The following is a 13,044-nucleotide window of genomic DNA, read 5'->3' as shown; positions in this document are numbered from 1 at the left end:
AAAGACCAGCGAATCGCTGGTCTTTTCATGGTTAAGTTCGGCTGATGTTACGCCATCATAGGAACAAGAACCGTAGTACCAATAATTACGGTAATCAAACCTGTCATCACTGGTAGGAAGGTGCGTTTAACTACTTCAAACGGGCTTAAGTGCGCCATACCTGAAGTTGCAACGATAACACCTGATACAGGCGAAATAGTACGGCCTAGGTTTGATGCTTGTAGCATTGGAATAATTAGGAACGCTGGGTTTAGACCCAATTTTCCAGCCAATGACGGTGCAAGTTCCACGAATGCGTAGAAAGGTGCGTTACCTGAACCTGTTGCGATTGCTGCGGCAACCGTCAAGATGGTCAGAATAAGCATTAGTGCAACGCCACCTGCGCCCGCAGTTTCTGCAAGGTGAAGTAGGTTGTCGATAGCGCCGATAGACATCAAGCCTTGTGCAAATACGCCTGCTGCCACTAATAGCATTACCACGCCTTTAAACGCATCAGCCATACCGTCGTAGCAAACTTCTAGATCTTCTAAAGCTTCTCTGCCGTTGAACTTGCGAGATACGTAATGAACCAAAGCACCGACAAAAATAGAAGCGACAACGATGGTGTAGATATCCAGAGATAAACCTTCGATGGTTTTACCGTTAAACAGGAACACCCCAATGATTGGAAGGAATGGCAGAATTGAGTAATAACCTGGTGCATTAACTTCAATTTCAGACACATCAACTCGTTCCATTGGCGTGTTGTCTTTCTTATCCAGATATTTGTTCCAGAAGTAAGCGGTAATCGCCATAACGATAATCGCACAGATAGACACAGGAAGAACGGTTTGTACCGCGAACACATCTAGGCTCAAGCCTGACTTTTCTGCCGCAATAACAACGTCACCAGACGTTGGAGAAAGAATGATTGCCGCTGGTGAAGCACATACCGCTGCTGCTGCTGGGCGTGAGATACCCATCGCTGTCATCATAGGGAACAAGGTAGCCATCAATAGCACGCCTAGACCTGTTGCAGAGCTTACAGCCAGTGACATTAAACAAGCTACGATATATGCAGAAACAAGCAGAATGTAAGGTGATTTAATAAAAGAAAGTGGTTTAGAAAACTGTTTTACCACAACATTATTTGCACCGATATGAGTCATGTAAGAAGCAAAACCACACAACAGCATGATTTGCATACCCAAGCCACCGCCTCGGTTTTGCAGCATGAATTTCACGTATTCTAATGAGTCTGTAAGCAAGTTGCCCGTTGAAGCAACGTTTTTAGGTAATACAGTATGACCGATAATACCGGTGAGAATGAGTAGCACAAGACCACCAGTCAGTAGTACGCCAGCTGCTTTGTAGCCTTTTACGATCAGGTATCCAACAGCAATCGTAACAACTAACCCGATGAGAAGTTCAAGCATAGTAGTCTCCAATCTATGAGAATGATGCGAGTAAAGTTAAAAGTAAATGTTGCAAAGTGTTACGGCAATTTACTCGAAACTTCTCTGTGGCACGAGTTCAACTTGCACTTTGAATGATCTAAAGCAATAAAAATTAAACTATCATTTACAGGGTATTGTTCTTTTTGTGAATAATAACTCCGAATAATATTAAGAAATAAATTTATTAGATAATATTATCGTTTGTATGAGAATTTCTAATGTTAAGGAGTTAAAAAAGAAAAGTGGCACAAATGCGCCACTTTTTTAAAAGAGAGGGAGAATTAAGCGTATTGTGAAACTATTCGGTTCCAGCGGTTTCTTTTTTCAACAAAATCGAGTTTAACTTGCTCGTAGCGAACCTTGAGCATAGAACGCTCATACTTCTTAAATGCTAGGCTTTTCTTACTTTCAAGCAGTTGTCTTTTAATATCGTAGTAATTGTGCAGTTCGCTGATGAAAGCATCAAATTCATGTTGAAAGCTATTCATTAATACGACGTGGTTTGGCAGTGACAGGATTCTGCTTTGCACATAAACAAGCGCCATTTGTGCGCGTGCCTTCTCAATTTTCAGTGCTGGGGCTTTTCTTAGTTTCTTGGTCAAGCCTACCCATGAGCAAGCTTTGATGAGCCATTTGGTTGGATCGTACTGCCACCAATAAATACCGTTTCGGTAATCATTTTCAAAGATGTGGTGATAGTTATGATAGCCTTCACCAAAGGTGAAGAAAGCCAAAACGCCGTTGTCTCTTGCGGTGTTCTTATTGGTGTATGGCTGTGAACCCCAAATATGCGCCAGAGAATTAATAAAGAAAGTGGTGTGGTGGTTAAGTACCAGACGAACAGCGCCAACCATCAGCAGCATACCGATAATATCGTTATAGATAATGCCAAGTAGTAGAGGCACACCAAGGTTCATAAGCACAGCAAGAGGCACGTAATAACGATGTTGCCACATCACAATCTTATCTTTTTGTAGATCACGGCAGTTACTGTAGTCGTCATACACCGCTTGGTTGTAGTGACGCAGCATCCAACCGATGTGTGAATACCAAAAGCCTTTCTTTGCTGAGTAGGGATCTTTGTCATTCTGGTCGACAAACTTATGGTGTACTCGGTGATCGGAAGACCAATGCAGTGCGCTATTTTGCAACGCAAATGCACCTCCGAGAGCACACAACAAACGAACTAGCCAATGGGCTTCAAAAGTCTTGTGTGACCATAGGCGGTGATAGCCCATGGTAATTGACAGGTTGCAGAAAGCAAAACAGACGATCAGCCAAACCCAGTGCTCAGCACCGAAGCCAAAATGCCAACCAAACCACGGTGTAACAACCGCAGCTAAAATAAAACTGAGTGAGAATATTGCGACATTTAGCCATATAACTGGCGGCTTAGTTGTCATGATAAAGTCCTTTGGGCTTACAAGTGTGCGCTAGATTATCAGCGAACACGTGTAAGTCAAATAACTTTAGCAAAATTGTGACCAGTATGTTTTGCTTTTTCATCCTAAATGAATAGTATGAATGGGTACTAGAAATCCTTACAGGAAGTTATAAGGACTAATAAATGGAAATTAGGATAGCGGAATATAGTGATTATGAAAAAATCGCTGCTCTTCATGTTCGTAGTTGGAAAACACATTACCAAGGTTTATTGAAGCAAGATTATCTCGATAATGAAGCACTGCCGGACAGACTTGTGATTTGGCAAACTCGCCTTACCAACCCACCTTTTAATCAGCATATTTTGTTGTTGGAAGAAAAAGACCAGTTAGTTGGTTTTATTTGTGCGTTTGGAAATCACGATTTTGAACGTGGCAGTATTATTGAATCACTGCATATTGACCCTGAATATCAGGGACGTGGACTCGGCAAGAAGCTGATTCGCGAAATGGCAAAGTGGATTGATCACTACTTCCCAGATAATGGCGTTTATCTGGAAGTATTGGAACAAAACAGACAGGCTATCGACTTTTACGATCACATCGGTGGTGAACATCAATTACAAAAGTTATGGAAAGCACCTTGTGGAACTGAAGTACCAGAATTCGTTTACGCTTGGAAAACACCAAAACTGATGCTGGCGTCCATCGAATAAATAGAAGTATTTGGATAGTCTAGTTATAACAAAAAGCCCAGCACTTGCTGGGCTTTACTGTTCTTATAGCGAATTTTACGGATTATTAGCGTTTCGTGGTGAATTCAGATACGGCTTTATCCATCTCTTTGGCTTGTTGAGAGACCATATCCACTTCAGACATCACTTGCTGGGCTGAATGCATATTGTCTTCTGAGATAGAGTTAAGCTCAGTGATCGACTCACTGACTTGGTTCATCACAATGCCTTGTTCTTCTATCGCAGAAGCGATGCGTTCAGAGTTTGCTTGAATGTTACTCATATCTGAAATAATCAGGCTCAGGCTTTCATCAAGTTTATGGGAATCCATCAAGGTTTCTTGGCTCTGAGAATTACACTGTTCAATGTCCTTCACGACTAGACCCATTTGGGACTGAATGGCTGCAACGACCTTAGTGATTTCTTCGGTCGACTCGTGAGTTCTTGTTGCCAGAGAACGAACTTCGTCGGCTACCACTGCAAAACCTCGGCCTTGTTCGCCCGCCCGTGCTGCTTCAATGGCCGCGTTAAGTGCAAGAAGGTTCGTCTGTTCAGCGATTCCCTGAATGATGTTCACGGCGCCGCCAATTTTCTCAACATGATTGTTCAAAGACGTAATTGAGTGCTGGCTAGATTCCAACGTTTTAGAGAGTTGTTCAATATTGTTCACGGTCGAATCGACCACCAAGCGACCGTTCTCTGCGTTGTGTGAGGCTTGTTGAACCCCTTCAACTGCCACGCTGGTACTTTCTGAGATCTCGCCGATAGCGGAAACCATTTCCTGTACGGATGTTGCCATCATAGCGGTGTGTTCAGCTTGTGCATTAAAGTGTCGCAGTACTTCTTCCAACTCATTGTGCATGGCTGCAGTGCTGGTAGATAACTGGTTCGATTTCGCCTGAGAGCCTGAAATCAACGTCTCGAATTTATCGAGCAGTTTATTGAAGTAGTGGCTGACCGATGCAAGTTCGTCTTTGCCCGTGATGTCTGAGCGCAAACCGATATTGTTAGTATCAGAAATATTGTGAATAACAGTCAACATACGGTTAACGCGAATGTTGATTGTGCGGCTAATCTGGAAGATAAGTCCAAAGATAACGATAATCACGAATACAGTAATACTGTTTTCAATCATCGCGATTTCAGAACGGCGGTTATCCACTTCTTTACTCAATGTTTCAGAAAACGTTTTAAATTGCTCTTCAACATTGTGTGAAAGGTTGCGTGTATTGCCCAACAAACCTTCATTGTATTTCAGGCCGATTTTTTGCTCTTGTAGCGTAACTGTTTTTGCTGCCGCAATAAGCTCGGACATTGATGCGATTTCTCCCTGCGGATTAATCGTTCCTGAGCGAACATTGTTATCAAATAGAGTTAGCTCTAGTTGACCTTCTTTGTTAGCGTTACTAAAAGCTTGGTTGAAGAGTGCGTAGTACTTTTGAAGTAAACCAGATTCTTTGTCTAAACCTAGTTGAACATAAGCGGCGACTAGATCTTCAAATCCTTTTTTGTAAGAAAGAAGATCATTTCGCAGAGCAGTCGATGACTCTAGTTGATTGGAAGACAGAATGAGCGATAGTTCAGATTCTAAACTTAAAAAATGTTCACTGTTCTTTTTGAATGTATCTAGGTAATTTGTACTGCTGCGAAGTAAAAAATCTTTTTCGTTACGGCGCAAATTAAGTAATCGAATTTCAAGCTTGTCGACTAAAGTGATGGCGTGAGTTAATTCACGAGTCGTATTAGCGAAGTAATTAGAACTAATTAGAAGGGTAATGATGCCCAAGACAGCAATAACACCCAATGAATACAGCTTTTGTTTAATATTCATATGTTTACCTGGTTAATAAAGTTTATAGATATTTTTGTTATTATCGTCGTGAGTGCAGGGGAAAACGGACCCCTATAAGTTAGTGTCGGCTAATATATGCATGACAATTATTAAAGTTTTATGACAGGAGCCTTGGTCGGATGACTATAGACGTAGAAAAGTACAAAGGTTTGATTTTTGATATGGACGGAACCCTTATCGATACGATGCCTGCACACGTCGAAGCTTGGCGTGTTACCGCTGAGAAATTTGGCTTTCCATTTGATGCAAAATGGCTGCAAAGCATGGGCGGAATGCCGAGTATAAAAATTGCTGTTGAGGTGAGTAAAGCGTATGGCATTGAACTCGACCCAAAAGCTGTCTCTGATTACAAGATGGAGGCGTTTAGTCAAATTGATGAAAGCGGCGATTTGATTACAGACACTGCGAGCCTGCTTGAAGCGAACTTAGGTAAGAAGAAGTTGGCGGTCGGTACTGGGAGCCAACGAGTAAGTGCCATTAAACTACTGACCCGAGTAAATATGCTTGATAAGTTGGATGCGTTAGTCACGGCGACAGATGTTGAAAATCATAAGCCTCACCCACAAACGTTTTTAACGGCGTGTGAATTATTGGGATTAGAACCTCAAGAGTGCGTGGTGTTTGAAGATACCGATCTCGGCAAACAAGCTGCGCATGCAGGTGGTATGGATTGCATTATGGTGACAGAACACGGATTGCAGTTCTTTCCATATAAGGCATAACTTCATTTCCATAAAAAGAGCCGCCTTGAGGCGGCTCTTTTGTCACTGTCCGGTTTTTAAGCCGTTACAAAGCGCTGGCTTTTAACAAAGTGCCGGTGATCAGTTAATCGCAATTAATTCTACGTCAAAGATCAGGGTTGCTGACGGCGGAATAGGGCCAGTGCCACTTTTGCCATAACCAAGGTTTGCAGGAATGAAAAGACGCATTTTTTGCCCTTCAACCATCAACTGAACACCTTCTTGCCAGCCTTTAATCACTTGGTTTAAGCCAAATGTAATTGGTTCATTGCGTTGGTAAGAACTGTCGAAGACAGTGCCGTCTAGCAGTTTACCTTCGTAGTGAACCGTTACTTTGCTGTTTGCTTTTGGATGAACCGTACCTGTTCCTTCTTCAAGAACAAGATACTGCAAACCACTTTCAGTGGTGTGAACATCTGGCTTAGCGGCATTCTCGGTTAAGAATGCCTGACCAAGTGCAAGTTGCTCTTCACCGGCTTTATGGTTTGTCCAAGTGCGGTATACGAAAAATGCTGCAAGTACAAAAATAACAATAGGAAAAACGATTTTATACATGGTTATTGATCTTATGGTTGAGTGAGTAAGTAGCTGATAGTTTTTGCAATACCTTCCACATCTTTGTGGCCGCTGGTTAGGACTTGGTATTTTCCTTTCACCACAAAAGTTGGAACGGCATTGATTTGACCTTCACGTGACGCTTTGTCTGCGATTTTCATCATGCCCATCACTGACTGTTGCTGCTCTTGAGTTAAGTGATAAGGGGTCGTTAGGTTTCGGTCAGTAAACGCTTTTTCAATCGCAGCTTGGCGATCGGTCAGTGTTGCACCTTCACCCATCTGAACAGCAGCGAATAATTCATCCATCATTGCAGTATCTGGGATGCCATCTAACTGCATTACTGCTGTGTAGTAAATCATAGCGCCGATCTTTGCACCTTCATTGAAGGTTACGTGCAGCTTGCCAAAATGTTCGTTCGTCAACTGTTCAAGTTGAGGAATGATAGTTTCCATTTTTCGGCAATGACCGCAAGTGAGTGAGAACACTTCTGTCACAGGTGCTAAGCGATAGGTAGAAAGATTCGCTGGCAATAGTTGGTATTGTTCTCCTTCGATTGGTGTTGAATTGTCGCTACACCCAGAGAGTAAAAATACCAAGGAAAACAGACTTATAAAGCCAGTGAGCAATTTTTTCATATTAGATTCGCCTTTAAAAAACACTAGCTTAGATTCTAACGGCTTAATGATGTGACGCAAACCACGGATAAACAAATTGTTATCAATTTTCTATAAAGTTTTATAAATGGTGCCGATAAATGTATGTAGTTAGATTGAAGGGTGATGTATTCGATGAAATTTTTAGTTTTCCCACTGATGTTGATATTAGCTGGTTGTGGTTCTCTACAAACTGACCGTATGTTCAGCAACAATTTATTAGATGCGGCACCGAAAGGCGAAATGGATGTCCGTAATCCTGAGTGGGTAGCGCCATCACGCAGCGCAACTTCAGGTGTTCGTGGTCCATTGGGCCAAGTTCGCACCAGCAGTTACGAAGCTTTGCAACAATTTCTGCTACACAACGGCGTGGACTATGAAGTGCTGCCTGGCAACCATGTTATGGTTCGCCTAAAAGACTCTGTCCAATTTGAAACAGGTTCTTCTAAAGTTTCACAAGAGTCATACCATTGGTTATCAATGATGAGTGACTTTCTTTCCAGACAACAAGGTATCGATGTCGTGATCGATGGACACACGGATAGTACTGGTAAACCAACATTTAATGATTCGTTATCTGTGAAACGTGCAGACACAGTGAAAACAACGCTGATCAAGAACAGAGTAGCTAAAGATGCTATCTATACACGTGGCTATGGTGAATACATCCCTGCGTGTACAAACCGCACAACAGAAGGGCGAGCGTGTAACCGCAGAGTAGAACTGTTATTCATCGTTTCAAATAATTAATTGTTCAATTATTCATATAGTCAATAACTCCTTCATCTACTCTAAATCCCAGCTTCGGCTGGGATTTTTGTTTAATATCCTCATCGTTTTAAAGGAAATTGATTGCACTCTCAGTTATCGAATAAAATGCGATAATAATTTTGAAACATTATTAACGTTTGTGTACATTCCCTCACAAAATATAACGTATAAGATATCGAGAAGTATGTCAGTTCATCAAGTTGCCTCAGATCTGGAGGTTCCAGTCGGAAAGACAGATCAACTAGTTTCTACCACAGATCTTAAAGGCGTTATTACCTACTGTAACGAAACCTTCTGTCGCATAGCCGGATTTACTGAAAGTGAGTTGTTAGGGCAGAACCACAATATCGTTCGTCACCCTGACATGCCTAAAGCGGCATTCGCCGATATGTGGAGTCACTTAAAAAAAGGTCATCCATGGCGCGGAATCGTTAAGAACCGTACTAAAACCAACGGTCATTACTGGGTTGATGCCTACGTCACCCCTATCTACGAAAATGGGAAGCTAGCCGGTTATCAGTCAGTCCGTGTTCAACCAAAACGTGAACGCGTTGAAACCGCAAGTAAAGCCTATAAAGCGTTGTGTAAAGCAGAGAAAAGCGGTAAGAGTTTCTCATTAACTTTGCCTGGTTCTGTTCGTTATGCCATTTTAGCGGGCTCATTATCTGCACCATCATTAGCTTATTTGGCGTCTGCAAACAGCGCTGTTCAGTTAATTTCTGGTCTATTGCCTGTTGCTGCGTTAGCGTTGCTATTTAGAAATGAACTGATTGAAACACCTCGCCAGATTAACAAGCTGAAGAATAAATACGACAGTATCAGCCGTCTTATTTATTCAGGCAACAGTGAGTTTTCCTATGCGGATTATCATCTGCGTATGTATTCAGCACGTATTCGTACCGTGTTGGGGCGCATGGTGGATTCGGCGAAGCCGCTTTATGCGACTTCTGAACAACTTAACCAAACTTGTGTTGAAGTTAACCAAGCGTTGGAACAGCAAAACATTGATATTCAGAGCGTAATGAGTGCAACCGATTCGGTAGAATCCGCCGCTGATGCGGTTTCCAGCAGCACCAATGAGGCTTATGCTTTGTTAGATCAAGCGCAGAATCAATGTTTGAAAACGAAGCAAACCATTCAACAGACGCACTCTGATCTGATGGCTTTAGCAGAGCAAGCTGAACGAGCAACAGGCACAACACATCAATTGAATGAGCAAGCCAATGCGGTCAGTCAGTTGATGGAAGAAATCGATGGTATTGCAGCTCAAACGAACTTACTGGCACTTAACGCTGCTATTGAAGCTGCAAGAGCAGGGGAACAGGGCAGAGGTTTTTCGGTTGTTGCTGATGAAGTTCGTGCTTTGTCTGGAAGAACGCAAAAGGCGACTCACCAGATTCAAAACAGTTTATCTGCGATGCTAGACACCATTAAGTCTTGGCAGCATGAGATTCAAGAAAGCCAAATACAAACTCAGGCGTGTGGTTTAGTTGCTGAGGAAACGGGTAATCGACTCTATGAAGTTGAACGAATGCTTTCAGACATGCAAACGTTAGTGGGCGATATGGCGAAATCTGCTGAAGCGCAGCGCGGTTTGACTCAAGAGGTGAACCACCATATTCACTCTATCGCATCAGCTGCTACTCAAAACGTTGCTGCTACGAGTATTGTCAGTGAGCATAGCCGAGAGATGAAACAACAAGTGGATAATTTCATTACTCTCGCGGCACGTTTCGAAGAGAAGTAACAAACGTTCAGAAATAAAAACGGAGACTTAGAGTCTCCGTTTTTATTTCCGTTAATTATTTTTTATGTCCGTTAATTAAGAAGCTTAGAAGTTTACATCTAAACCAAGCCAATAACGGCGTCCATCTTCAACGTAGCCATATTCTTCATAACTAATATCAGCGTCTAACAAGTTGTAGATTGCACCTTTTAATCTTGTGTTGTCAGTGAGCTGATAGGTAATACCAGCATCAACAAAGGTGTAAGAAGGCGCTGTGTCTGTATCTCTGAAGCTTGAAGGATCAGACTCTTTGCCTCGGTAAGTCACTTTTGCCCAGCTGTTTAGCTGCTCGGTTGTTTGCCAGTCTAACTGAGTTGAGAATAAGTGCTTAGGTAGCTGAGTAAGAGGCGAACCTGCCATATCACCAGTAAGCTGTTTTGAGTAGGTATATGTATAGCTAGCTGCCCATATCCAGTTTTCACCGATTGGCGTATCTAACGAAGCTTCAACACCACGAGTTATGGCTTCATCAACGTTGGTATATAGACGAGGCGGACGGCCCAGTAAGCTTGTATCACCAGTACACACTGATGCTGAACATTCAATGCTGGTGATCTTATCTTTGAAATCATTGTTGAATAGACCAAGTGATGCCTGCAAACCAGAATCAGCATTGTAAATAAGGTTCAGTTCTTGGCTGACCATTGTTTCAGGACTTAGGTCAGAGTTACCGTATAAGTTGCCACTGCGGCTAACTTGAACCCAATTGTCACTTGCTTGACGTAACTGAGGCGCTTTAAAACCAGTTGAGACACCACCTTTTAATGTCCACTCAGAAGCAATGTTCCATACACCATACAAACGAGGGCTAAGGTGAGAGCCGTAGTTTTCGTTAACATCAACACGGGCGCCAGCTGTGATGGTAAAGTTGTCCAAAGCTCGCCATTCATCTTCAACAAATATTGCGCCTTGGCTGTTGCTTAGCTCGGTAATAGTGCCGCCAGTATTACTGGTTTCATCGTTAAGTTTTGAGTGTTCACCTTGGATACCGACACTGACAGTGTTGATCTCAAAAGGCATCACTAAGGTTGATTTTGCAACCGTATTTTCCAGCGACATTTGGCGAGATTTGTTGTTATTGCGCTCGTACTGAATGTAGCTGTCTGACTGACCCAGTGCATTCCAGCGTCCTAAATGGCTGAGTGCGAATGACGTGCGATCATATTGGTTCAGCTCATCGTCTTCGCCATCCGCAACCGTTAATCCTTCAGTTCCGCTGCGTTGTTGCTTGGTTGTTTCTACAGTGAATGACACTTCTTGTTGTTCACTGATCTGGTAATTGAGCTTGGAGCCTATCGAACGCAATGTTTTATTTTGATAGCCGTTTTCGATGTTGTCTTCGTCGCGTTGTATATTCTGACCATAAACTTGTAATGAGAGTGAGTCGGTCAGAGGTCCTGTAACGAAGAAATTGGTGTTTTGCTCATCACCTGAGTCTCGGTTCTCTTGCAGGAGCGTACTGAGTTGAACATTACCGCTCCACTCAAGATTGGACTTCTTCGTAATGATGTTGATGACACCACCCATTGCATCGGAGCCGTAAAGAGTAGACATAGGCCCGCGAATAATTTCGATACGTTCAATCGCTTCTAATGGTGGTAGCCAAGCCGCTTCAATACCTGGACCGTCACTGTTTGGACGAGTCTCACGAGAAGACAAGCGTCGTCCGTCAACCAGCATTAACGTGTATTGCGAGCCTAAGCCGCGAATGCTGATGTCCTTGCTGTCTCCTCCGCCTGTTACCACTACGCCTGGCACATTGGAAAGTGCATCAGTCACGTCTCGATAGTATTTCGACGACAACTCTTCCTGAGTGATGAGTGTGACACTGGCTGGGGCATCGGTTTGAACCTGTTCGTAGCCTGCGGCAGTCACGACCATGGTCTCTGTAGTATTGATACCAGCATCGGCTGCAAAGGCGAATGGGGCAGTAATAATGGCAGTTCCGCCAACAAAAAGCGCCTGACGTTTAAGTGTAGACATGTTCATCCTTATTTTGTGATAATAGTTATCATTAGTAAGTGGTAATTATTCACATTTGTATTGGTGGGGGATAGAGAGATTTATGGAACGCTTTGTCTCGAATATGGAACTTTTACGAGGTATATAAATGCATGATCTGACATCAATGAGAGCGTTTGAGGCCTTGCAAGAGCATAAAAGTTTAACGGCTGCCGCTAAGGCACTGAATCAGCCGAAATCAACAGTCAGCAGACGTCTGGCACAATTGGAGGCTGATATTGGGCAAGCACTCACGGTGCGTGAGGGAAATCGCTTAACGCTGACCAAGGCAGGGCAAGTCTTTGCTCGTTACAGTAAGCAGATGTTAGAGATAGCAGATGAAAGTTATGACGCCATCCAAGGTTTAAATAATAAGGTGTCAGGTGAGTTGACCATTGTTTGTCATCCCGCCCTGATGCGTGGTTGGCTTAACAACATATTGAATATGTTTCTTGGTGATAACCCCAAAGTACGTGTTCGACTAAAAAGCGAATTTGCTTCCAACAGTACTAAGCCAGACTTGGTCATTTGGCTGGGTGAGTATCCCGATCTGGAATGGCGTAAACAGACTCTAGGTCAATGGCGATATGGTGTTTATGCCTCTCCAGATTACTTAAGAAAAGTTGAAGAAATTCAACATCCTCAAGATCTTAATGGACACCCTTGGATCGATTTCGGTTCTGTGCGTAAAACGGGCGTAACGATATCCACATCTGATCAACGAACCTATTATTTGGAGCCGATGAAGAGTCGATTCGAAAGCGACAATTTGGTGCTGCAGATTGACTCTATTGCGAATGGCCATGGAATAGGGCTATTACCTGACCCTATCGCTGCTGGCTATTCAAAACATCACCCAAATCGGATTGTCGAATGCTTGTCTGAATGGAAAACGGGAACTACGGATATTCATTATTATGTTCAAAAAGGGTTGGTTCCAAGACGCTTACTGGCGCTATTGGATTTGATTGAAACTAATGTGCCATCGGAATGGATAGCTCAATAGCAGCATTGCTTTGAACATAAAATAATCCCCGCTACGTGGCGCATTGTAGCGGGGATTTGACTATCTTCTGAACCTGATTATGTTTGCTTTCTCAACCACGTTTGCCACAGTGAAACTGAATACCT

At 42.9% G+C, this 13,044-nt stretch carries 11 protein-coding genes; 5 read left to right on the top strand and 6 right to left on the bottom strand.

All coding sequences use genetic code 11. The features are described from left to right. Positions 1–47: 47 nt before the first annotated feature. Both dcuC and AAGA51_RS18625 read right to left on the bottom strand, forming a co-directional pair. Positions 48–1,415 (bottom strand): anaerobic C4-dicarboxylate transporter DcuC, encoded by a 1,368-nt coding sequence (gene dcuC / locus AAGA51_RS18630; RefSeq protein ID WP_042483081.1) that lies wholly within the window; start codon positions 1,413–1,415, stop codon positions 48–50. 302 nt (positions 1,416–1,717) lie between these two features. After that, positions 1,718–2,839 (bottom strand): acyl-CoA desaturase, encoded by a 1,122-nt coding sequence (locus AAGA51_RS18625; protein ID WP_042483084.1) that lies wholly within the window; start codon positions 2,837–2,839, stop codon positions 1,718–1,720. A 164-nt stretch (positions 2,840–3,003) separates the two neighbouring features. Between AAGA51_RS18625 and AAGA51_RS18620 the strand changes: the two genes are divergently transcribed. Beyond that, positions 3,004–3,534 (top strand): GNAT family N-acetyltransferase, encoded by a 531-nt coding sequence (locus tag AAGA51_RS18620; protein ID WP_042483088.1) that lies wholly within the window; start codon positions 3,004–3,006, stop codon positions 3,532–3,534. Positions 3,535–3,619: 85 nt separating this feature from the next. Here AAGA51_RS18620 and AAGA51_RS18615 read toward each other — a convergent pair whose 3' ends face one another. Continuing rightward, on the bottom strand, positions 3,620–5,383 hold the full coding sequence (locus AAGA51_RS18615; RefSeq protein WP_042483092.1) for a methyl-accepting chemotaxis protein: 1,764 nt from the start codon (positions 5,381–5,383) through the stop codon (positions 3,620–3,622). Positions 5,384–5,523: 140 nt separating this feature from the next. Between AAGA51_RS18615 and AAGA51_RS18610 the strand changes: the two genes are divergently transcribed. Next, complete coding sequence (locus AAGA51_RS18610) at positions 5,524–6,126, top strand: beta-phosphoglucomutase family hydrolase (RefSeq protein ID WP_042483095.1); 603 nt, start codon at positions 5,524–5,526, stop codon at positions 6,124–6,126. A 99-nt stretch (positions 6,127–6,225) separates the two neighbouring features. Here AAGA51_RS18610 and AAGA51_RS18605 read toward each other — a convergent pair whose 3' ends face one another. Beyond that, on the bottom strand, positions 6,226–6,699 hold the full coding sequence (locus tag AAGA51_RS18605; protein WP_042483099.1) for an FKBP-type peptidyl-prolyl cis-trans isomerase: 474 nt from the start codon (positions 6,697–6,699) through the stop codon (positions 6,226–6,228). Between the two features lie 11 nt (positions 6,700–6,710). Beyond that, positions 6,711–7,337: a thiol:disulfide interchange protein DsbA/DsbL gene (locus AAGA51_RS18600; protein ID WP_042483102.1), complete on the bottom strand. Its 627-nt coding sequence runs from the start codon at positions 7,335–7,337 to the stop codon at positions 6,711–6,713. Between the two features lie 153 nt (positions 7,338–7,490). Here AAGA51_RS18600 and AAGA51_RS18595 point away from each other — a divergent pair, with 153 nt between their 5' ends. After that, positions 7,491–8,105, top strand: coding sequence for an OmpA family protein (locus AAGA51_RS18595; RefSeq protein WP_042483106.1), 615 nt, complete (start codon positions 7,491–7,493; stop codon positions 8,103–8,105). A 205-nt stretch (positions 8,106–8,310) separates the two neighbouring features. After that, positions 8,311–9,873, top strand: a complete 1,563-nt coding sequence (locus AAGA51_RS18590; protein ID WP_042483110.1) for a methyl-accepting chemotaxis protein — start codon at positions 8,311–8,313, stop codon at positions 9,871–9,873. 84 nt (positions 9,874–9,957) lie between these two features. On the opposite strand, the gene AAGA51_RS18585 is transcribed toward AAGA51_RS18590, so the two are convergent. Then, a complete protein-coding gene (locus AAGA51_RS18585) occupies positions 9,958–11,895 on the bottom strand; it encodes a TonB-dependent receptor domain-containing protein (protein WP_042483111.1) in 1,938 nt (645 codons plus the stop codon). A gap of 127 nt (positions 11,896–12,022) precedes the next feature. Between AAGA51_RS18585 and AAGA51_RS18580 the strand changes: the two genes are divergently transcribed. After that, complete coding sequence (locus tag AAGA51_RS18580; protein WP_042483114.1) at positions 12,023–12,919, top strand: LysR family transcriptional regulator; 897 nt, start codon at positions 12,023–12,025, stop codon at positions 12,917–12,919. Positions 12,920–13,044: the final 125 nt, after the last annotated feature.

It is taken from the genome of Vibrio diazotrophicus (assembly GCF_038452265.1).
Lineage (GTDB): Bacteria > Pseudomonadota > Gammaproteobacteria > Enterobacterales > Vibrionaceae > Vibrio > Vibrio diazotrophicus.
This window is presented reverse-complemented; position numbering and strand designations above follow the sequence as displayed.

Bases quoted from the DNA above. Each gene is read 5' to 3' on its own strand.
- AAGA51_RS18585 (WP_042483111.1), bottom strand. From the start codon at position 11,895: ATGTCTACACTTAAACGTCAGGCGCTTTTTGTTGGCGGAACTGCCATT.
- AAGA51_RS18605 (WP_042483099.1), bottom strand. From the start codon at position 6,699: ATGTATAAAATCGTTTTTCCTATTGTTATTTTTGTACTTGCAGCATTT.
- AAGA51_RS18625 (WP_042483084.1), bottom strand. From the start codon at position 2,839: ATGACAACTAAGCCGCCAGTTATATGGCTAAATGTCGCAATATTCTCA.
- AAGA51_RS18595 (WP_042483106.1), top strand. From the start codon at position 7,491: ATGAAATTTTTAGTTTTCCCACTGATGTTGATATTAGCTGGTTGTGGT.
- AAGA51_RS18615 (WP_042483092.1), bottom strand. From the start codon at position 5,383: ATGAATATTAAACAAAAGCTGTATTCATTGGGTGTTATTGCTGTCTTG.
- AAGA51_RS18580 (WP_042483114.1), top strand. From the start codon at position 12,023: ATGCATGATCTGACATCAATGAGAGCGTTTGAGGCCTTGCAAGAGCAT.
- AAGA51_RS18610 (WP_042483095.1), top strand. From the start codon at position 5,524: ATGACTATAGACGTAGAAAAGTACAAAGGTTTGATTTTTGATATGGAC.
- dcuC (WP_042483081.1), bottom strand. From the start codon at position 1,415: ATGCTTGAACTTCTCATCGGGTTAGTTGTTACGATTGCTGTTGGATAC.
- AAGA51_RS18590 (WP_042483110.1), top strand. From the start codon at position 8,311: ATGTCAGTTCATCAAGTTGCCTCAGATCTGGAGGTTCCAGTCGGAAAG.
- AAGA51_RS18620 (WP_042483088.1), top strand. From the start codon at position 3,004: ATGGAAATTAGGATAGCGGAATATAGTGATTATGAAAAAATCGCTGCT.
- AAGA51_RS18600 (WP_042483102.1), bottom strand. From the start codon at position 7,337: ATGAAAAAATTGCTCACTGGCTTTATAAGTCTGTTTTCCTTGGTATTT.